Raw genomic sequence first — 19,936 nt, forward strand, 5'->3', positions numbered from 1 at the left:
CTCTGCGTCCGGAACGGCCCGATTTTTATTTACAGGGCGTCGTTCAAGACGACCTCTGCGGTCGCCTTACTTGTCTTTTTTGCTGTCATCGACTTCTTCGAAGTCGGCATCAACAACACCGTCATCGGCCTGTGCGGATGCGCCAGCAGATTCACCTTCGCCACCTTCTTCGGCCTGCTGTGCCTGATACATGGCTTCGCCAAGTTTCATTGCAGCCTGCTGAAGTTCGTTGACCTTCGTGGTGATTGCTTCCGGATCTTCGCCATCCTTGGCTTCTTTAAGCGCAGAAAGAGCGTCTTCGATCATCGATTTCGCACCGGCATCAACCTTGTCACCGTGTTCGGCAAGGTTTTTCTCAGTCGAATGAATGACGGCTTCCGCCTGGTTACGGGCTTCGACAAGCGCTTTGCGCTTTTTGTCGGATTCCGCATTGGCTTCGGCATCCTTGACCATTTTTTCGATCTCGTCATCGCCAAGACCACCAGATGCCTGAATACGGATCTGCTGTTCCTTGTTGGTCGCCTTGTCTTTGGCAGACACGTTGACGATACCGTTGGCATCAATGTCAAAGGTCACTTCGATCTGCGGAACCCCACGCGGTGCCGGCGGGATACCGACCAGATCAAACTGGCCAAGCATCTTGTTGTCGGCAGCCATTTCACGTTCGCCCTGGAAGACGCGGATGGTCACGGCCGTCTGGTTGTCTTCAGCGGTCGAGAAGGTCTGCGACTTACGGGTCGGGATCGTGGTGTTACGGTCGATCAGACGGGTGAACACGCCGCCAAGGGTTTCAATACCCAGCGACAGCGGGGTCACGTCAAGCAGAAGAACGTCTTTGACGTCGCCCTGCAGAACGCCACCCTGAATTGCCGCACCAAGTGCAACAACTTCGTCCGGGTTTACACCTTTGTGCGGCTCACGACCGAAGAACTCTTTAACGCGTTCCTGAACCTTCGGCATACGGGTCATGCCGCCAACCAGAATAACATCGTCGATTTCGCCTGCAGTAATGCCAGCATCTTTAAGCGCGGCCTTACAAGGGGTCATGGTGCGTTCGATCAGATCACCCACCAGCCCTTCAAGCTTCGCACGCGACAGCTTGATGTTGAGGTGTTTCGGACCAGATGCATCAGCCGTGATGAACGGCAGGTTGACGTCGGTCTGCATCGACGAGGAAAGCTCGATCTTGGCTTTCTCTGCGGCTTCTTTCAGACGCTGCAGGGCCAGACGATCTTTGCGCAGGTCGATCTGCTGTTCTTTTTTGAACTCATCAGCAAGATAGTCAATAATCTGTTTGTCAAAGTCTTCACCACCAAGGAAAGTATCGCCGTTGGTTGACTTAACTTCAAAGACACCGTCGCCGATTTCCAGAACCGAGACGTCAAAGGTACCGCCACCAAGGTCATAAACGACCACGGTGCCACCATCTTTCTTGTCCAGACCATAAGCCAGTGCTGCTGCAGTCGGCTCGTTGATGATACGCTTTACTTCGAGACCGGCAATTTTACCGGCGTCCTTGGTTGCCTGACGCTGGCTGTCGTTGAAATATGCCGGAACGGTAATTACGGCTTCGGTTACCGGTTCACCCAGATGGGCTTCTGCGGTTTCCTTCATTTTCTGAAGCACCATGGCTGCGATCTGGCTCGGTGCCATTTTCTCGCCATTGACTTCAACCCATGCATCACCATTGTCACCCGCGACAATTTTGTACGGGACAAGGTCTTTGTCTTTTTCGACTTCCGGGTCACCATAACGACGACCGATCAGACGTTTAATCGCAAACAGGGTGTTTTCCGGGTTGGTCACTGCCTGGCGTTTAGCAGGCTGACCGACAAGGCGCTCACCGTCATTGGTGAATGCGACCATCGACGGAGTGGTACGGGCACCTTCGCTGTTCTCGATCACGCGGCCTTCTTTGCCGTCCATGACTGCGACGCAGGAGTTGGTGGTGCCAAGGTCGATACCGATAATCTTGCCCATAGTAAGTTCCTCTTTTAGCGGCCGGTCCGTCCCGCAGCCTTCACGATCTAAGCGCTGCGCAGGACCTCCTGGGACCAATGGTTGTAATAGTCTCAAAATTCGTGGGGTAATTACCCCGCGCACCTATATATGAAAGTCATCAAAAACTCGCAAGCGGTGAAAACGGGGAATCTCGGGTGAATTTTACTCTGAAACGTGTATTTCGGTGTCCTGAACCGGTTCCAACACCGTTTCCCCGAACGGAATTACATCTTTTCCAGCTGTTTGCGCGGACAAGGTTAATGAAATTCGCTGGAAGCATATCGGGGTTGCCGACACAGCAAAACCTCTCAAAGAATCTCGAGAACCCGCTTCAAACCTCGACTTTAACTAATCACACTGCCCGGGGATCGGAACTGCATCGAGCCTGACGCAGCAGGCGATCAAGCTTCCCGGCAAGATCGGTTTTTTCTTCCGCACCCAAAAATCCCCCAATCTCGAAACGCTTTCCATGTGATCGCAAATAAAGTTCGCATCGGTCATCATCACCCCGTTCAAGCACCACCTGAAGCCAATAGGGTTGAAAATCAAATTCCTGTCGCGTCCCGCGCGCCGAAATTCTGGTGACCCGCAAATTGCCGTGACGCAATTCAATCCGCTCCTCCGCCCGTGCTGCACGGAAACTGAAATAAAAGGCAAGCGACAATAGTATCACGTCAACACCAAGAAAACCGATCACCGGCCACGCCCCGACCAACCAGAAAATAAGACCGATAGTCGATGTGACACACGCCATCGCAATAACGATATTGCGCGCCGCCCGCCTGCCAAGCGAACGCGGCGGATGCAGATTAACCCGAAATATCGGCATTTCTGTTCTTGGTACGGCTGGCATGGCTATCAACCGGTTTGCGGCATTTCCAATGTTTCAATTCTGGAACGCTTCCAGATTCGTCGCAATCAAAATTCGACCTTTGCAAAGCAGCCGTTTATATATGCTGATAGCAGGAGATCAGATCAGGAATGCGGAAAGTCAACCATCCCTTGTCCCGGAAATGACCGCAAAAATACGGCATCAACACAGAGACGAAAATCCATGTCCCGCCCGATGAGCAAAACCGCCATAGAAGAATTTTTTCAGCGTCTTTCGGATGCCGATCCGGAACCAAAGGGGGAGCTGGATTACACCAATCCCTATACGCTTCTGGTCGCTGTTGCACTATCAGCGCAGGCAACCGATGTTGGTGTCAACAAGGCCACCAAAAAGCTGTTCCAGATCGTCGAAACCCCGCAGGACATGCTTGACCTTGGCGAAGAAGCCCTGATCGAACACATCAAAACCATTGGGCTCTATCGCGGCAAAGCCAAGAATGTCATGGCTGCTGCACGCATTCTTGTTGAAAAACATGGCGGGATCGTCCCCAACGATCAGGATGCGCTTGAAGAATTGCCCGGCGTTGGTCGCAAAACAGCCAATGTTGTCCGCAACATTGCGTGGGGCGAACACACGATGGCTGTTGATACCCATATTTTCCGGCTCGGTAACCGGACGGGGATGGCAAACGGCAAAAACGTGCTCGCTGTTGAAAAGGGTCTTTTGAAAAAGGTCCCGTCACGCTTCATGAACCATGCCCATCACTGGCTGATCCTGCATGGTCGTTATATTTGCAAGGCACGCAAACCACGCTGTGGTGACTGCATCGTCAATGACCTGTGCAATTACAAAGACAAAACACCCGCCGAAGCATAATCGGCGGGTGTTTGAGAGCGTTACAGCAGTCTCCAAATCCGAACAGATCAGAAAACCTGATCGAATGCAGCAGGTGCCGGTGCGACAACCTTTACGCCATCAGGCTGGATTTGCATAACTGCATAGCCACGTTCAGAACGTCCCTGAGCCGTCAGACGGAAAATACCGTCCACCCCGACAAACCCGTTCGGGTTCGTAACAGCTTCGTTGGTCATCTGACCGGAATCGCGCGACAGCACAGCGGCAAGGGCCGCACTGTCATAGGCAAGGCTTGAAATACGCGGGGGTTGTTCACCAAAGGTCCGCTGGAAGCGATCCGAGAACAGTTTCCAGTTTTCGGGATCCGGTGCAGCAAAAATGCCGCCCTTAAGTGCCGGCTCGGAAAACAGGCCCGGATCATTCCAGCCGAATGTCCCGATAAACTGAACCTGCGCACCATCGACATCAAAATAGGCCAACAGTGCAGAAACCTGACGAAGCTCGCCACCGGTTGCCGGCAGGATCAACGCGTCAAAATCAAGTTCACCAAGTGTATCGACACCTTCCAAACGCTTCAAAGCACGTTGGGATGCTGCCGAACCATCGGCCTGCAATTCGCGTTTACGTGCCCGCAAGTTTGCCCGTCTGGCATCATAATTGGCAAAATCACGAATTGTCTGTTCCAGATTTTCCGACCCCGGTGCATAGAACGCGACCCGGCCAAGGCTGCCACCGACACGTGAAACAACACCCTGCAATGCGCCTGCGATCTGGCGCCCATAGTCGTTTTGCGGCAGCAGGGCTGCAAATCGGTATTTACCCTGTGTTGTTGCATAGCCAGCAGCACGCGCAATCTGGTCTTCGGGGACAAAGCCGTTAACCCAGACACCGCTTTCGGCAACCCGCTGATTGTTCGAAAATGCGATTACCGGAACACCGGCGGCCTTGGCGATTTCACTGGCACCGCTAACCGATTCGGCAAAAAGCGGGCCAAGAATCATCTTTGCCCCGGCATTGATCGCCTGATGGGCTGCGGCCTGCCCACCCTGATAAGTTCCTGCCGTGTCAATCGGCATCAGGACGAAATCGTCACCGGCAACATCAAACATTGCAAGTTCGGCCGCATGGCGCATCGCCCGGCCAAGCTCCTCGTTTGGCCCGGAAAGCGGCAGCAGAAGTGCAACGCGCTTTTCATTTAATGCCGCTTCATCGTTATAAAGCGTCAGAATCTCCTGACCCTCTCCCTCCGGCAGGGCGGCATCGCCCGGCCAAGGGTTGGCATCCGTAATAAGCCCCTGATCGGGGGCTCTGGTCGGATCGTTTGCAGGGTTATTTGCCGTTTCCACAGGCGCCCCATCCCGTTGCATGCCCAACAGGTCCGTGATACTCGTGGTCGCGTTACATGCCGCAAGCCCCAGCGAAAGGACCACCACAGATGCCGTCCGGCGCGCGACCCGGCACCATGCCGAATTCCCGTCCTGATTCTGCAACGGATGACGTTTCGGAAAACCCACTCTCACCTCCCGATAGCTCGTTTCGCACGCAGGGTAATGCGCGCGACGGATCAAGTAAACCAGATGAACGACACTTGCCACTTTCATCAGGTCTTTATCTTGTCGCTACTCCAATCGGTAATTTGGGCGATATTACGTTTCGTGCGCTCGATATCCTCAAACGTGCCGATATTATCCTGTGTGAGGACACCAGAACATCGGGCAAGTTGTTGTCGCGATATGGCGTAAAAACCAAACGGATCGCCTATCACGAACATAACGCCGCCAAAATGCGCCCCGAAATCATGGAACGCCTTGGCAAGGGACAGGGGCTTGCGCTAATTTCGGATGCCGGAACGCCCCTGATCAACGATCCCGGCTACAAGCTAGTCCGTGATTGCAAGGCAGAAGGCTTCAATGTCACTGCTGCCCCCGGCGCCTCGTCACCGATTGTGGCTCTTATTTTATCGGGACTTCCCAGTGACCACTTCTTTTATGCTGGCTTCCTACCCCCCAAGACATCGGCACGCAAAAAGGAACTGGCACGATTTTCAAGCATTCCCGGAAGCCTGATCTTTCTTGAGAGTCCCAAACGACTGGCAAGCAGTCTTGCCGATATGGCTGAAATGCTGGGCGAAGCGCGCGAAGCAGCCGTCACCCGCGAACTGACAAAAATGTTTGAGGAAGTTCGAACCGGAACACTTGGCAATCTGGCGGCTCATTACGCCACCGAAGGCACGCCCAAGGGCGAAATCATTGTTGTTGTCGGGCCGCAGAATGAACAGGACGCCGAACCCGACGCCGATGACATTGATGCGCGCCTGACCGGACTTCTGAAAACCCTGCGTACCAAAGAAGCAGCCGATCAGTTGGCCAAGGAAACCGGCCTTAAAAAGCGTGATCTTTATAATCGGGCGCTTGAACTTTCCAAACCATCCGGGGGATAGCCATGAAATCCGCCCGGACAACACGCGACACAGGCCGATCTGATCGTCGCAAGGCCGAGCAGGCCGGTAGACGTGCTGAATGGTTATGCGCAATGTGGCTTCGGCTATGCGGTTATCGTATTCTCCAAACCCGGTATCGCTGCCCGGTCGGCGAAATCGATATCATCGTCAAAAAAGGCAATCTGATCGCCGCAATCGAAGTCAAAAATCGCGCTAACCTCGACGATGCACTGCATGCTTTGCGCCCCAAACAGCAACAACGCATTGCCCGCGCTCTTTCAAACTTCGCCTCAAACATAGGGCATCATGGCGATTTGCGGTTTGACATCATAGCCGTACGGAACGGCTGGCGTATCAGGCATTTGAAAAACGCCTGGATGCTGTGATCAGATTAATCACGGATGCATCTTTGCGCCCTTGATGATTTTGTCAGTCACCCGTTTTTCCGCGCGCAAAGCAATTCCGACCGCTTTGGCATCCTCTGGCGAGAACTGCCCGAAAGCATCGCGATTGGCTTCGTCATGACCGGTTGAAAACATTTCCTCGACATAAAGCGATGTGGTTACCCCACGCTCAAGGGCACGGCGGTGAATCTTTGCCATTGTCGCGGCATCAGCCGACAGAACGATCACCGGTTGGCGGGACAAGGGGTTATAGATATTATTGTCACGGTCTTTATAGGGTTCCCCGATGATTTCGGGAAACTGGGCGACAATACCGCTCATTAAAAATGCCGTCACATTCAGCGATTGCCAATTTTCGAGATCATTGCGAAGAACAATGGCGACTTTGGTATCAAACATTTGCACATCCGTTGATTTTCAGGTTCGGGAGGTTGTCGGAAAAACCGTAATGCTGGATTCTGTAAACCAAACCCCATCAGACGGTCTTGAACGTTTGTGCAAACCGCGCGAGCACTTCATTTCTGCGGCCCCGCTGCCGGGGATCGAGCGAATGGAAGCCCTTTTCTTTGGTAATATGTTTGCCCCCCATCGCCACGATACCTATGCGCTGGGCATCACCATGCAGGGCGTTCAGACCTTCAACTATCGCGGCTCTTCCTGTGCCAGTCAGCCCGGTAATGTGATCATCCTTCACCCCGACGAGGTCCATGACGGAGGTGCAGGAACCGAGGACGGTTTGCGCTATCGCATGCTTTATCTCGAACCATCACTGCTACGGCAGGGCCTTGGCACGGATACGGCTTCCCTGCCCTTTGTTTCTGATCCCGTCATTGCCGACTCGCAGCTGGCAGCAACCCTTGCCTCAATGCTCGCCCATCTTGATGAAGATGTTGATCCCCTTCTGATAGATCAATTTATCTCTGACATCGCCACCGGCCTTGCGCAGCACGCCAAAAACTCAATGAAACCGATTGGCTTTCTGGCGTTGGAACACATGGAACGGGCCAAACAATATCTTGAAGACAACTTTGATCGCCCGGTACAGTCCGCCGAGCTTGAAGAGGTCACGGGGCTTGATAGATATCGTCTTATCCGTCAATTCCGTGCCTGTTTTGGGACAACACCATATCGTTATCTGATGATGCGTCGCCTGCAAAAAGCCCGCATCCTTATCAGCCTTCGCCAGCCGCTGGTCGATATTGCGGGTGATACCGGATTTGCTGATCAAAGCCATCTTAATCGGCATTTCAAACGTGCATTTGGTATCACACCCGGCCGTTGGGCCGAACTCACATGCGAAAAAAGTCATTAATCGGTCAAACCGCGCTTCGAGTTTAAAACTCCTTAACCGGCTGCGCTCATATTGGCAGTTGAGACGACGGGGGAACGCGGGGCGAGAAACCGATAGATGACATTGCTGTCACGCACATTGCGACGGTCAAAGGGCCGTATTGTTAAAGTCAGGAATTATATTGCGCAGGCAGGACCCGTTCTGGTGATCCTTGCTTTTATGCCACTTGCGGGGTGCACGTCTCTTGCAGTGGGTGCAGGTGCAACTGCCGGTGTGGCCGCCCTACAGGAACGCGGATTTGGCGGCGCGGTCAGCGATACCGCAATCACGGCCGAGATCTGGCAGAAGTTCCTGACCGAAGACGAAAACCTGTTTCGCCGGATCGAAATCGAAGTAGTTGAGGGGGAAGTTCTGCTTGCCGGAACGGTTGAAAATACCGACAGCGAACTTAAAGCGGTCGAACTGGCCTGGCAGGTCAATGGCGTAAACCGTGTCATCAACGAAATCAATGTCGGTCAAGGCAGCAGTTTAATGGACAGCGCCAGTGATCTTTTGATCACGACCCGCATCAAAACCGCACTGATGTTTGACACAGACGTCTATGCGATTAACTACAGTGTCGAAACCATCAATGGTACCGTCCATATCATGGGCATCGCGCAAAGCGAACATGAGCGCAACCTTGTCATCTCTCATGCACGCGCTACCAGTTATGTCAGACGCGTCGTCAGTCATGTAAGACTTAAGGACGACCCACAACGCCAGAGGACCTGAGCATTATTATTGATCGGGAAAAGGACATCACAGCAAAAGATCGCCAATGGCTTACCGATTACGGTAACGGCCAATATCCCGATGCAACTGCGGCCGAGGCCGCTTTGCATTTTGCACGGTTAAACGACCCCAACCGGGATATTGCACCTTATATCGATTTGCTTGAAGCCATTTCTGGTGATGTCCGCAACCGGATTGGCTCCCTATCTGCGCAATCAAGAGATGAAGATGGCCGTGCCGTCGTCGACCTAATCGTGCAGGCCATGCAGGATGTTATCCCCGGTCACTATCAGTTTCAGGGCGATGCGGAAAATTATGACGATATCGCCAATGCAGATTTGATGTCGGTCATTGATCGAAAGCGCGGTCTTCCTGTGGCGCTCGCATTGCTTTACGTACATGTCGCAAAACGTTGCCAGATAGAGATCACGGGCATCGATTTTCCTGGTCACTTTCTGCTGCGTCTGCAATCCGGGGGGGCGCGAAGAATGATCGATCCCTTCCATGGCGGCATCACATTGGGTTCTGCCGAGTTACGCGAGTTGTTGAAGGCGTTTCAGGGGCTAGATGCAGAACTGCAACCCGCTCACTATCGTGAAGCATCTGATATTGCGATATTGTTACGACTTCAAAACAATATAAAGGTTAGGGCCATTCGGCGGGGCGAGCTGGCCCTCGCCGCGCGTGTGATTGACAACAGTTTGCTGATTGCACCTGACCATGACGGGCTTTGGCATCAGCTCGGCGCGCTTTACGCCCGCCTGCACGAAGATGCAAAAGCACTCCATGCCTTCACCCGGTTCGTTGAACTGTGTAAGAACCCGATGCATCGGGCCCGCATAAGTGCTGTTGTCGAAGAACTGCGTGATCGCCTCGGTCATCAATCTTCTGACCGCAAGAATGACACGCGCGACGTGCCAAATTCAGATACGCCAGTGCAGCTATATCCGATCCGGTCGCAAAACACGGATCACAAAAATCCCTCGGACAATCCTGATTCCGGTCAACCCTGAACTCCTCAGTAGTGTCAAGGCACGGGGAAGCCACTTCAGACTTAACCGCTATTTTCCCAGTACAAGATTGATTGTATATTCCTATATTATATTTTTTAGGAATTTTATGTATATCTAGATGAAGACATACCAGTCTGTTTGAATTTTAACACGCCTCTTATCTTCGCTAATTTCATAATTAAGATAAATAAAACGATCTTATAGTGAGATTTATGAGTAGCAACAGAGCGCTAAAGACATCACATCGGCAAACAATAGGTAAAGAGCCCTCATCATGCCTTGGAGGAGTCAAAAAGCGCGGTTTTCTGCGCATCGTGGAATCGGCGACCAGGGTGTGACGAATCAATTTCCGACAATGGCAAAAAATTTCGGTCAACAAAGATTGAATTGATTTCGGAAAGCCGCGTGAAAAACTACGGATGCAGTTTTTCACGTCCTTAACGCAGGGTTAAAAGACCGGACGCGAAACGGTCGCGATGCTTGCACCGCGATTTTCATTCTCTATACTCCCGCTCCAGATCATCCGACCCATAAAGGCGATGGCAGCCAAGCACTATGACTTGCCGAACCTTGACTGTCGGGAAATACCGAAAAAAGCTTAGGAAATTCAAGTCAATGAGTGACACCAAATTCGACGTCGTCGGAATCGGCAATGCCATTGTCGACGTTCTTTCTCACTGCAAGGAAGAAGACCTTGGCCGTTTGAACCTTGTAAAGAACGCCATGACTCTGATCGACGCCGAAACCGCCGACAGTCTTTACGCCCAAATGGGCCCTGGCCTTGAAATGTCCGGTGGATCCGCTGGCAATACCATGGCGGGGATTGCGGCCCTTGGTGCCAAAGGTGCTTATATTGGCAAGGTGCGTAACGATCAACTGGGTGAGGTTTTCCGCCACGATATCCGTGCCATCGGCGTTTCCTTTAATTCGACCCCGGCAACAAGCGGCTCCCCAACGGCGCGCTGCCTGATTTTCGTGACACCGGATGGTCATCGTACCATGAATACCTTCCTTGGTGCCTGCACGGAGCTTGGCCCGGATGATATCGATGCCGAACTGATCGCATCGGCCAAGGTCACCTACATGGAAGGATATCTTTGGGATCGGCCCGAAGCGAAGGAAGCTTTCATCAAGGCCGCACAGGTCGCGCACGATGCCGGACGACAGGTTTCGATCAGCCTGTCTGATTCCTTCTGTGTCGACCGTCATCGTGAATCGTTCCGCGATCTGGTCCATAATCATATCGACGTACTGTTTGCCAACGAAGACGAGATCAAATCGCTTTACGAGGTCGACACCTTCGAAGAAGCCCTGGCGGAAGTCCGTAAACACTGCAAAGTCGCAGCCCTGACCCGCAGTGAAAAAGGTTCGGTCATTGTATCGGATGACGAAGTCATACAGGTTGATGCCGAACCGGTTGCCCGCGTGATTGACACCACCGGCGCAGGTGATCTTTTCGCATCGGGCTTCCTTTATGGCTACACACGTGGCGATAGTCTTGCGACATGTGGTCGCCTTGGCTCGATTTGTGCTGCCGAAGTGATTTCGCATATGGGCGCACGCCCCGATGCAGACCTTAAGGAACTGGTTGCGAAGACTCTTTGACCCTTCGCCATGGTTTCACGATAAAATTCACGGGACGGCAACATTTGGTTGCCGTCCCGTTTCTTTTGTAGCAATTGCCGGTATTCTGCCGTTTTGCAATGCACACAAAGATTGACTTTCTCCAGTTAATAGCGCAAGAACCCGGCATTGCATAAAAATCAACCCCGCATGGCATGCACAAGGCTGGTCATTCGCCTCGACATTGGCTATGACAGGGCGGCTTCCGAGCCAAACTGCAATTTGTCTTTTGGGCCAGTAAACATTCAGCATGTGCAGTGCTGCGCTAATGCGCGGGTTTGAACTTGCCGACCGGGCAACACCGGTCCTGCGGCAGCTGAATATCTACTGGCCTTGAAACTTTTACTGACCGATGCGCAAGGGATGTATCCCGGCGCGCGGCATTTTTATTCTGGAGTCCGCGCCAATGAACTTGCGCAATATCGCCATTATCGCACACGTCGACCATGGCAAAACCACTCTCGTCGACGCGATGTTCCGTCAATCCGGTGTTTATCGTGACAACCAGCGTGTTGATGAACGCGCCATGGACAGTAACGATCTGGAACGCGAACGCGGCATCACCATCATGGCAAAGCCGACCGCAATTCAGTGGGGCGATACGCGTATCAATATCGTCGATACCCCGGGCCACGCCGATTTCGGTGGTGAAGTCGAACGTATCCTGTCGATGGTTGACGGTGTTGTTCTGCTGGTTGACTCGGCCGAAGGCCCGATGCCACAGACCAAATTCGTTCTGGGTAAAGCCCTGAAACTCGGCCTGAAGCCGATCGTGATCATCAACAAGATCGACCGCCCGGACCAACGCGCAGAAGAAGTTCTCGACGAGATATTTGATCTGTTCGTGTCGCTCGAAGCCAATGACGAACAGCTTGATTTCCCGGTTCTGTATGCCTCCGGTCGTGATGGCTGGGCTGCCGAGGCACCGGAAGGCCCGAAAGAAAACCTGACACCGCTGATGAACCTGGTTCTGAACTATGTACCGGCACCGAAGGCAGAAGTTGACGCGCCGTTCGCAATGATTGCGACCATGCTGCATGCTGACAACTTCCTTGGCCGTATCCTGACTGGCCGTGTCGCACAGGGCCGCGCAAAACTTAACATGCCGGTCAAGGTTCTGCGTGGTGATGGCACTGTCGAAACCGGTCGTCTTTCAAAATTGATGGGTTTCCGTGGTCTTGATCGTGTCCCGCAGGAAGAAGCTGTTGCTGGCGACATCATCGCGATTGCCGGTCTGACCGACGCAACCGTTGCCGACACCATCTGCGCACCGGAAGTCACCAGTGCAATTTCAAGCCAGCCGATTGATCCGCCGACCCTTGCCATGACTTTCTCGGTCAACAACTCTCCGCTTGCTGGGCAGGAAGGCGACAAGGTTACATCGCGCATGATCCGTGCCCGTCTGGAACGCGAAGTCGAAGGCAACATTGCCATTCAGCTGTCGGAAACCGCGGATAAGGACGCCTTTGAAGTCGCAGGTCGTGGTGAACTTCAGCTTGGCGTTCTGATCGAAACCATGCGTCGCGAAGGTTACGAACTGTCGATCTCGCGTCCGCGCGTTCTGATCAAGGAAATCGACGGCGTCCTGTCCGAGCCGTTTGAAGAAGTCCAGGTCGACGTGGACGAAGAATTTGCCGGTGCCGTCGTTGAAAAGATGAGCCTGCGCAAGGCCGAAATGACCGACATGCGCTCAAGCGGTGGCGGCAAGACCCGTATCATGTTCCTGGCACCGTCGCGTGGCCTGATCGGTTATCATGGCGAATTCCTGACCGATACCCGCGGTACCGGCGTGATGAACCGTGTGTTCCATTCCTATGGTCCGGTCAAAGGTTCGATTGCAGGTCGTCGTAATGGTGTTCTGATTTCGAACGATCAGGGCGATGCGGTTGCCTATGCCCTTTGGGGGCTGGAAGATCGCGGTTCGATGTTCATCAATCCGGGCGAACGTGTCTATGAAGGCATGATCATCGGCGAACACAACCGCAACAACGACCTTGAAGTTAACATTCTCAAGGGTAAAAAACTGACCAACGTCCGCGCATCGGGCAAGGATGATGCCATCACCCTGACCCCGCCGCGTCGTATGTCGCTTGAAGAAGCGCTGGCTTATATCCAGAACGACGAACTGGTCGAAGTTACCCCGCAAAGCATCCGTATTCGCAAGCTGCACCTCGACCCGAACGTGCGCAAACGCGAAAGCCGCAAATCGGAATCCGAAACCGTTTAAACCGGTTTGGATCGTGATTTAGAAGGGTCGCCTGCTTGGGCGGCCCTTATACATTGAGAGGCACGAACATTTGCTATGATGTTCGTGCCTTTTTCATCAGGGGTCTCGTCCCGAAGTCGACATTGTCTGCGCCTATAGCTGACAATGTCGACTTCGGGACGAGACATACAATCGCCTACACCGTTTCGGCATTCCTTAACGTGTTTCCCCTAATTTCGCACAAGGCCGCATTCAGACGGGGAATATCCATGCACGACACAGCCTTGCGCAGTTGGGGTGATTCATTTCGGGCGTTCATTCATCCACGCGTGATTACCATGCTGTTCATGGGACTGTCGGCCGGGATTCCCATCCTGCTGATTTTCTCAACCCTGTCGATCTGGCTACGCGAAGCCGGCGTGGAACGTTCTACCGTCACCTATTTCAGCTGGGCCGCCCTTGGTTATTCTTTCAAATTTGTCTGGGCCCCCCTTATTGACCGGCTGCCGTTCCCGATTTTGCATGGTGCTCTTGGACGTCGGCGAAGCTGGCTGATTATTGCCCAATGTGCCATTATCGGCGCCATCCTTTGGATGGGCTTTACCGATCCGACCGAAAACCTGACTACTATGGCCTTTGCTGCTGTTGCGCTTGGCTTTGCATCGGCAACACAGGACATCGTGATTGACGCCTATCGCATCGAGGCAGCAGATACCGACCTGCAAGCCATGATGAGCTCGGCCTATATCGGTGGGTATCGTATCGGAATGATTGTCGCCGGTGCCGGAGCATTGACCATTGCCGGACTATTTGAGGCCGAAGGCAGTTATGAGCCGATTGCTTGGACAATTGCCTATGGCTGCATGGCTCTGGCCATGGGGATCGGCGTTATCACCACGCTGATCATTCGCGAACCCACCGTAAATCGGACTGACAGCAAGTATTTTCATAAAACATCCGATTACGGTCGTTTCCTTCTGATGTTTGCGCTGACTGTGATCGCCTTCATCATTGCCAACATCTATGCCAGCGACCTGACCGAGCCATTAAAAACGGCTTTAGTCGAAAACGGAATGATCGACGGACTGGCTGGTTTCATCGCCGGGTTTCTCAAACTAGCCATCTCTGTCGCAGCCGCAATCCTTTTCGCATGGCTGACCACACGTATCGGCGTAACCCCAACCGGCATGGTTCAGGAAACCTATGTCGCACCGGTTAAGGATTTCATCGACCGCTATGGCAAGGCTGCGATAGTTGTGCTGGCACTCATTGGCGTCTATCGGATTGCCGATATCGTCATGGGGGTCATGGCCAATGTTTTCTATACCGATCTGGGCTTTTCCAAGGAAGAAATAGCAGCTGTTTCCAAAACATTTGGCCTGTTCATGACCATCGCAGGCAGCTTCCTTGGCGGTCTTCTTTCGGTTCGCTACGGGGTCGTGCGTATCCTGTTTCTTGGCGCACTTCTCTCGGCAATTACCAACATCCTGTTTGCAATTATGGCTCATCTGGGCCCGAACACGATCATGTTTGCCGGTGTGATTATGGCCGACAACCTGTCAGGTGGTCTTGCAACAACCGCCTTCATCGCCTACCTGTCGGGCCTGACCAATATTTCCTTTACTGCCATGCAATATGCGATCTTTAGCTCAATCATGACCCTGTTCCCCAAAATCCTTGCCGGATTTTCGGGCAGTGTCGTCGATGCGCTCGGTTACAGCTGGTTCTTTATCGGCACAGCCCTGATTGGCATACCCGTGCTGTATCTCGTTGTCCTGGCCGGTAGGCTGATGACACAGAATACCGCAGAAAAAGCCGCGCACGCAGCAGCGATAACCGAAGACGGCTAACCAACAGTTATTCATCAAGGCAAAATAAAACCGGGCACCACATAATGGCACCCGGTTTCAGATCTTCTGATGTCACGACGCTCAGGCGGCCTGTTCAGCCTCATCCTGTGTCAGCAGTGCATAGATTGCATCCGCAGAACCCGCACCGCGCAACTTGTCGCACATGCCCTGATTACGCAGAAGGCGGGAAATACGCGCCAGTGCTTTCAGGTGATCTGCACCAGCTTCTTCCGGGGCAATCAGCATGCAAAACAAATCGACAGGATGTTCGTCAACGGCATCGAACTCAATCGGGTTCTGAGCACGCGCAAAGATCATGTGCAACCGGTCAAGATCCGCCAGCTTGCCGTGCGGAATCGCGACACCACCACCTACGCCGGTGCTGCCAAGTTTTTCACGGTCAAGCAAAACGGAAAAAATCTCGCCCGCTTCACGCCCGGTGACGTCAGCTGCCTTTTCGGCAAGTTCCTCAAGGACAGCCTTTTTCGCACCGGACCGCAGGGCCGGTATTACCCCCGAAGGGGAAAGAATCGATGATATGTCCATTTTTCGCGTTGCGTTGTTTGGCTCGGAAGAATCTGTATCCGTCACGCTGCACCAGCCTCCTTATCGGATGGGTCAAGCCACCCGATATTGCCGTCAGCACGACGATATACAACATTCAATCCGCCATGTTTGCCATTCCGGAACATAAGTGCCGGAATGTCCCCCAAGTCGAGCCGCATAACAGCTTCTCCAACAGAGAGCGTATCAATGCGATCCGGTGTTTCAGCGACGATCACAGGCTCGAAGCCGTTGACATGTTCGTCATCAGAATGATCGTCGTCTTCCTGTGCGATCACATAATGTGTCGCATCAATTCTTGCCTGCTCACACTGATCACGGTTGGTATGATGGTCACGCAGACGCCGCTTGTAGCGTCGCAACTGTTTAGCGACACGATCACAGGCGGAATCGAAGGCAGGATACACTTCATTCGCTGATGCCTTCGCCTGAACCAACATGCCCTTGCCGACATGGACCGATATCTGCGTGATGTAGAGATGCGCCTCTTTGGTGATGGTCACCGTTGCTTCGATCGCGTGATCGAAATATTTCTCTACCGCAGGGTCCAACGTCTCGACGACGTGTTGACGGAGTGCGTTACCAACGTCGAGTTGTTTACCAATAACCGTAATTTGCATGGATCGCCTATCCCCAGTTGAGTGACTTCCCAGTACATATGGACATTCAGTGCCCCTCAATCAGGAGGCCGCACCATATTCCCTCGTTAATGCCAAGTCAACATTTGGGTATTATTGCTGAATATACAATACCTTAAGGTATATTTTGCAGTGTTTGACTGGCTAGGAAACCTGCGACTTTTTTTCGCGCCGTCGCTGGACCGACGAGGGAATTCTCATCGCTTCGCGGTATTTTGCCACTGTTCGGCGGGCGATGTCGATCCCTTCCTTTTTGAAGCAGCTCGACAAGTTTGTCATCAGACAAAATCTTTTTCGGATCTTCCCCGTCTATCAATGACTTGATGCGATGACGAACAGATTCAGAAGAATGCGCATCTCCGCCATCCGCAGATGAAATTGCCGTGGTGAAAAAGTACTTCAACTCGTAAACGCCACGCGGGGTCGCCATAAACTTGCCATTGGTCACCCGTGAAACCGTGCTTTCATGCATGCCGATTGCTTCGGCGATATCGCGCAGGATCAACGGGCGCAAAAGTGCGACACGCCGTAATTGAAGAATCCATCCTGCTGACGCACGATCTCGCTTGCGACTTTCATGATCGTGGTAGCACGTTGATGCAGTGCCTTTACCAGCCAATTGGCGTTCTGAAGCTTCTCGCTAAGAAAACTTCGTTCCTCGCGATTACGCAGCCCCTGTCCTATCTTTACGGCGTAATCCTCGTTCACCAATACGCGCGGCAATGCATCGCTGTTCAGTTCAAGATGCCAGTTGCCGCTTCCGGCTGCGCGCATCAGAACATCGGGAATGACCGGCGTTGCCGGTTCCCCATCGGCGGTTCGCCCCGGACGCGGATCAAGGGTGCGAATTTCGGAAATCATGTCCGAAAGATCATCGGTATCCACGCCGCATATCCGGCGCAAGCGATCAAATTCACGACGCGCAAGCAAATCCAGATTAGCCAGCAACGCTGCCATCGCTGGATCAAACCGATTAAGCTCACGCAATTGCAGTTCGAGGCATTGGGCAAGGTCGCGGGCGAAGATGCCCACTGGCTCAAATCCCTGCATAACGGCAAGAACGCGCAATACATCGCTCATTTCGCATTCAAGTGCCTCGGCAACCTCTTCAAGCGGCCCGGCGACATAGCCATTTTCATCAAGCATATCGATCAGGTAGCTGCCAATCATGCGTGAAATGGCATCCGCAAACGCGATGTTAAGCTGATCATCAAGTGACTGACGAAGTGTCGCCTTGTCGGCAAGCGTCTGTTCCAGGCCAGGCAGATCTTCGCCGCTGCCTCCACCACCCGTTCCACCGCTATAGGGCGACGAATAATCATGGTTTCCGGCAACCGGGGCACCATCGGGAGTGATTTCACCTTCGCCGTTGTAAAGGGCATCTGGCGCACAATCGAGCGGACCGGAATCGCCGGTGCTCATGGTTTCACTTGACGTCAGGCGGTCGGTGCCAAAACGATCTTCTCGATCAGAAAAATCATCGCTGGTACGGGAATCGATACCCTGATCGCCATTCCCGACTGCCCCGTCACCTGTTTCGGCAAAGGTTTGCCCCGGATCTGCGCGTTCCAGCAGCGGATTTTCCAGCAATTCACTATCGATGAAATTGGAAAGTTCGATGTTGTTAAATTGCAGCAGTTTGATCGCCTGCTGCAACTGAGGCGTCATGACGAGAGACTGAGACTGACGAAGATCAAGCCGCGCCTTCAGGGCCATTATGAACTACCCCTCGTCAATCCGAACCCCCTAGAAACAAGGTGTGTGATCAAAGGCTGAAACGATCACCCAGATAAACCCTTCTGACATCGTCATTTCTGACGATTTCGTCAGGACCACCTTCCATCAAAACCCGACCGTCATGCAAGATATATGCCCGGTCAATGATGTCCAGAGTCTCGCGCACATTGTGGTCGGTAATCAAGACCCCAATGCCGCGATCTTTCAGATGACGTACAAGATCGCGAATATCACCGACCGCAATCGGGTCAATCCCAGCCAGCGGCTCGTCCAGCAGAACGAAGTTCGGATGGGCCGCAAGGGCACGTGCAATCTCGCAACGGCGGCGTTCCCCACCCGACAGGGCAAGGGCAGGAGTGCGGCGCAAATGCTCGATGGCAAATTCCGCCAGAAGATCTTCCAGGTTCTGTTCACGCTTGATCCGGTCATCTTCCACGACCTCCAGAACCGCCATGATGTTCTGTTCGACCGTCATCCCGCGGAAAATCGATGCTTCCTGCGGCAAATAACCGATTCCCATGCGTGCACGCTGATACATCGGCATCATGGTGATATCGCGCCCATCAAGCGAAATATTCCCCCGATCCGGAGAAATCAGACCCGTGATGATATAAAAACTGGTTGTCTTTCCGGCGCCATTTGGTCCCAGAAGGCCGACGGCTTCGCCGCGTTGTACCGACATCGACACGTCTTTAAGCACCGGTCGCTTCTTGAAGCTCTTGCCAAGATTGTGCGCAACCAGCCCCTTGTTGGCTGTCACCAGCCGAGGGCCCGTACCGGAGGATGCATTGCTGCCACTACCGGTCTTTGGTGCATGTGTGTTGTCGGATTTTCCGCTTTTGCGCGACCAGAACAAATTCCCGACCCTTCGTCAGTTGCCATTCCCGGATTGGCCCGGGCTGTTTTCGTCGTCTTTTTCCGGCACAAGCAAACCGCGAACGCGGCTTTTGCCATCGCCATTTCCGTTGGCGGTCAATCGGCTGACACCTGTATTCAGGTCGACAACAGCGCGATCCCCATTCAGCTGGTTCTCGCCGCGCGTGATCTTAACCGATCCGACAAGGGTTGCGATACCCGTTTTCGCATCATAAACGCCTTGATTGCCAACCACAAAATCGGTTGACGTTCGGATGGTAACATTTCCATCACCGTCAATGCGGCTCAGTTCGTTTTCGCCATTCTTGCCTGCTTCGAACCGTGCCGTCAGAACATCACCGCGAAGGGTACGATCATCGGCAACGGCAACCGCATTACCACGTGCAACCGCCATACGTTCGGTTTCCCAGTATTCAAGGCTTTCTTCAGCGGTCAGGGTTTCATTGGGTGTTTTGTATCGCAGATCTTTACCCGTCAAAACGACAACGGCATCGTCAATGTCATAGATCGCCTGATCACCGGTTGCGACATCGGTTTCTGAAGACAGTTTTACGTTGCCCGTGGCAATGATACGGTAAATCTCGCTTTGACCGTCACGATCCCGATAAAGGGCACGCAGTTCATCTGCGTCCACACGGGAATTGCCGCGTTTAGCCACAGCATTCCCTCGCGCAATCAGGACCTGCTCGTTACGACGCCATTCAATGCCGTTATCGGATTCGACCTCAAGCCCCCCGCTTCCACTTTGGGCAAGACCAAGTGGATCGGCATATGCCGCCACTGAGGGAACCATCAGCGCGCCCCCAAAAACTGTCGCCATCAAAAAACGGCG

General features: G+C 53.2%; 17 protein-coding genes and 1 pseudogene. 9 read left to right on the plus strand and 9 right to left on the minus strand.

Annotation, left to right across the window (positions count from 1 at the left end; translation table 11 throughout):
• Nucleotides 1–66: 66 nt before the first annotated feature.
• On the minus strand, nucleotides 67–1,980 hold the full coding sequence (dnaK, locus tag IT971_RS20870) for a molecular chaperone DnaK (protein WP_037988934.1): 1,914 nt from the start codon (nucleotides 1,978–1,980) through the stop codon (nucleotides 67–69).
• 373 nt (nucleotides 1,981–2,353) lie between these two features.
• Nucleotides 2,354–2,830 carry a DUF2244 domain-containing protein gene (locus IT971_RS20875; protein WP_223304918.1) on the minus strand — a complete coding sequence of 159 codons (477 nt, stop codon included), beginning with the start codon at nucleotides 2,828–2,830 and terminating at the stop codon, nucleotides 2,354–2,356.
• 237 nt (nucleotides 2,831–3,067) lie between these two features.
• Here IT971_RS20875 and nth point away from each other — a divergent pair, with 237 nt between their 5' ends.
• The gene (gene nth / locus IT971_RS20880; RefSeq protein WP_007088585.1) at nucleotides 3,068–3,709 is read left to right on the plus strand and encodes an endonuclease III; all 642 of its coding nucleotides are present in this window, start codon (nucleotides 3,068–3,070) and stop codon (nucleotides 3,707–3,709) included.
• Nucleotides 3,710–3,756: 47 nt separating this feature from the next.
• Here nth and IT971_RS20885 read toward each other — a convergent pair whose 3' ends face one another.
• A complete protein-coding gene (locus IT971_RS20885; protein WP_063092319.1) occupies nucleotides 3,757–5,202 on the minus strand; it encodes a penicillin-binding protein activator in 1,446 nt (481 codons plus the stop codon).
• Between IT971_RS20885 and rsmI the strand changes: the two genes are divergently transcribed.
• Both rsmI and IT971_RS20895 read left to right on the plus strand, forming a co-directional pair.
• A complete protein-coding gene (gene rsmI, locus IT971_RS20890) occupies nucleotides 5,124–6,128 on the plus strand; it encodes a 16S rRNA (cytidine(1402)-2'-O)-methyltransferase (RefSeq protein ID WP_369813948.1) in 1,005 nt (334 codons plus the stop codon). The two genes, IT971_RS20885 and rsmI, sit on opposite strands and share 79 nt — an antisense overlap.
• Before the next feature lie 2 nt (nucleotides 6,129–6,130).
• On the plus strand, nucleotides 6,131–6,514 hold the full coding sequence (locus IT971_RS20895; protein WP_007088582.1) for a YraN family protein: 384 nt from the start codon (nucleotides 6,131–6,133) through the stop codon (nucleotides 6,512–6,514).
• 9 nt (nucleotides 6,515–6,523) lie between these two features.
• Here the strand turns inward: IT971_RS20895 and IT971_RS20900 are convergent, their stop codons facing one another.
• A complete protein-coding gene (locus tag IT971_RS20900; RefSeq protein ID WP_007088581.1) occupies nucleotides 6,524–6,931 on the minus strand; it encodes a DUF2000 family protein in 408 nt (135 codons plus the stop codon).
• A gap of 49 nt (nucleotides 6,932–6,980) precedes the next feature.
• Here IT971_RS20900 and IT971_RS20905 point away from each other — a divergent pair, with 49 nt between their 5' ends.
• The 6 genes from IT971_RS20905 to IT971_RS20930 all read left to right on the plus strand — a co-directional run bounded on the left by IT971_RS20905 (nucleotide 6,981) and on the right by IT971_RS20930 (nucleotide 15,289).
• Nucleotides 6,981–7,844, plus strand: a complete 864-nt coding sequence (locus IT971_RS20905) for an AraC family transcriptional regulator (protein WP_007088580.1) — start codon at nucleotides 6,981–6,983, stop codon at nucleotides 7,842–7,844.
• 96 nt (nucleotides 7,845–7,940) lie between these two features.
• Entirely contained in the window at nucleotides 7,941–8,597 is a 657-nt protein-coding gene (locus tag IT971_RS20910) for a BON domain-containing protein (RefSeq protein ID WP_007088579.1), read from the plus strand.
• Nucleotides 8,598–8,701: 104 nt separating this feature from the next.
• Nucleotides 8,702–9,610 (plus strand): SirB1 family protein, encoded by a 909-nt coding sequence (locus tag IT971_RS20915; protein WP_063092317.1) that lies wholly within the window; start codon nucleotides 8,702–8,704, stop codon nucleotides 9,608–9,610.
• A gap of 615 nt (nucleotides 9,611–10,225) precedes the next feature.
• Nucleotides 10,226–11,215 (plus strand): adenosine kinase, encoded by a 990-nt coding sequence (locus IT971_RS20920; RefSeq protein ID WP_007088577.1) that lies wholly within the window; start codon nucleotides 10,226–10,228, stop codon nucleotides 11,213–11,215.
• A 424-nt stretch (nucleotides 11,216–11,639) separates the two neighbouring features.
• The gene (gene typA / locus IT971_RS20925) at nucleotides 11,640–13,460 is read left to right on the plus strand and encodes a translational GTPase TypA (protein ID WP_007088576.1); all 1,821 of its coding nucleotides are present in this window, start codon (nucleotides 11,640–11,642) and stop codon (nucleotides 13,458–13,460) included.
• 248 nt (nucleotides 13,461–13,708) lie between these two features.
• The gene (locus IT971_RS20930; RefSeq protein WP_063092316.1) at nucleotides 13,709–15,289 is read left to right on the plus strand and encodes an MFS transporter; all 1,581 of its coding nucleotides are present in this window, start codon (nucleotides 13,709–13,711) and stop codon (nucleotides 15,287–15,289) included.
• An 81-nt stretch (nucleotides 15,290–15,370) separates the two neighbouring features.
• Here IT971_RS20930 and ptsN read toward each other — a convergent pair whose 3' ends face one another.
• The 5 genes and pseudogenes from ptsN to IT971_RS20955 form a co-directional block, all read right to left on the minus strand.
• Nucleotides 15,371–15,835, minus strand: a complete 465-nt coding sequence (gene ptsN / locus IT971_RS20935) for a PTS IIA-like nitrogen regulatory protein PtsN (protein ID WP_007088574.1) — start codon at nucleotides 15,833–15,835, stop codon at nucleotides 15,371–15,373.
• A 41-nt stretch (nucleotides 15,836–15,876) separates the two neighbouring features.
• Entirely contained in the window at nucleotides 15,877–16,473 is a 597-nt protein-coding gene (gene hpf, locus IT971_RS20940; protein ID WP_063092315.1) for a ribosome hibernation-promoting factor, HPF/YfiA family, read from the minus strand.
• 162 nt (nucleotides 16,474–16,635) lie between these two features.
• Nucleotides 16,636–18,207, minus strand: a pseudogene (gene rpoN, locus IT971_RS20945) (RNA polymerase factor sigma-54).
• A 49-nt stretch (nucleotides 18,208–18,256) separates the two neighbouring features.
• Nucleotides 18,257–18,988 carry an LPS export ABC transporter ATP-binding protein gene (gene lptB / locus IT971_RS20950; protein ID WP_246832234.1) on the minus strand — a complete coding sequence of 244 codons (732 nt, stop codon included), beginning with the start codon at nucleotides 18,986–18,988 and terminating at the stop codon, nucleotides 18,257–18,259.
• A gap of 111 nt (nucleotides 18,989–19,099) precedes the next feature.
• Nucleotides 19,100–19,897, minus strand: coding sequence for an LptA/OstA family protein (locus IT971_RS20955; RefSeq protein ID WP_223304920.1), 798 nt, complete (start codon nucleotides 19,895–19,897; stop codon nucleotides 19,100–19,102).
• Nucleotides 19,898–19,936: the final 39 nt, after the last annotated feature.

Source organism: Thalassospira sp. B30-1, assembly GCF_015767575.1.
In the GTDB taxonomy this organism is placed as follows: Bacteria; Pseudomonadota; Alphaproteobacteria; order Rhodospirillales; family Thalassospiraceae; genus Thalassospira; species Thalassospira xiamenensis.

Bases quoted from the DNA above. Each gene is read 5' to 3' on its own strand.
- dnaK (WP_037988934.1), bottom strand. From the start codon at position 1,980: ATGGGCAAGATTATCGGTATCGACCTTGGCACCACCAACTCCTGCGTC.
- IT971_RS20875 (WP_223304918.1), bottom strand. From the start codon at position 2,830: ATGCCGATATTTCGGGTTAATCTGCATCCGCCGCGTTCGCTTGGCAGG.
- nth (WP_007088585.1), top strand. From the start codon at position 3,068: ATGAGCAAAACCGCCATAGAAGAATTTTTTCAGCGTCTTTCGGATGCC.
- rsmI (WP_369813948.1), top strand. From the start codon at position 5,124: ATGCCGTCCGGCGCGCGACCCGGCACCATGCCGAATTCCCGTCCTGAT.
- IT971_RS20895 (WP_007088582.1), top strand. From the start codon at position 6,131: ATGAAATCCGCCCGGACAACACGCGACACAGGCCGATCTGATCGTCGC.
- IT971_RS20900 (WP_007088581.1), bottom strand. From the start codon at position 6,931: ATGTTTGATACCAAAGTCGCCATTGTTCTTCGCAATGATCTCGAAAAT.
- IT971_RS20905 (WP_007088580.1), top strand. From the start codon at position 6,981: ATGCTGGATTCTGTAAACCAAACCCCATCAGACGGTCTTGAACGTTTG.
- IT971_RS20910 (WP_007088579.1), top strand. From the start codon at position 7,941: ATGACATTGCTGTCACGCACATTGCGACGGTCAAAGGGCCGTATTGTT.
- IT971_RS20920 (WP_007088577.1), top strand. From the start codon at position 10,226: ATGAGTGACACCAAATTCGACGTCGTCGGAATCGGCAATGCCATTGTC.
- typA (WP_007088576.1), top strand. From the start codon at position 11,640: ATGAACTTGCGCAATATCGCCATTATCGCACACGTCGACCATGGCAAA.
- IT971_RS20930 (WP_063092316.1), top strand. From the start codon at position 13,709: ATGCACGACACAGCCTTGCGCAGTTGGGGTGATTCATTTCGGGCGTTC.
- ptsN (WP_007088574.1), bottom strand. From the start codon at position 15,835: ATGGACATATCATCGATTCTTTCCCCTTCGGGGGTAATACCGGCCCTG.
- hpf (WP_063092315.1), bottom strand. From the start codon at position 16,473: ATGCAAATTACGGTTATTGGTAAACAACTCGACGTTGGTAACGCACTC.
- IT971_RS20955 (WP_223304920.1), bottom strand. From the start codon at position 19,897: ATGGTTCCCTCAGTGGCGGCATATGCCGATCCACTTGGTCTTGCCCAA.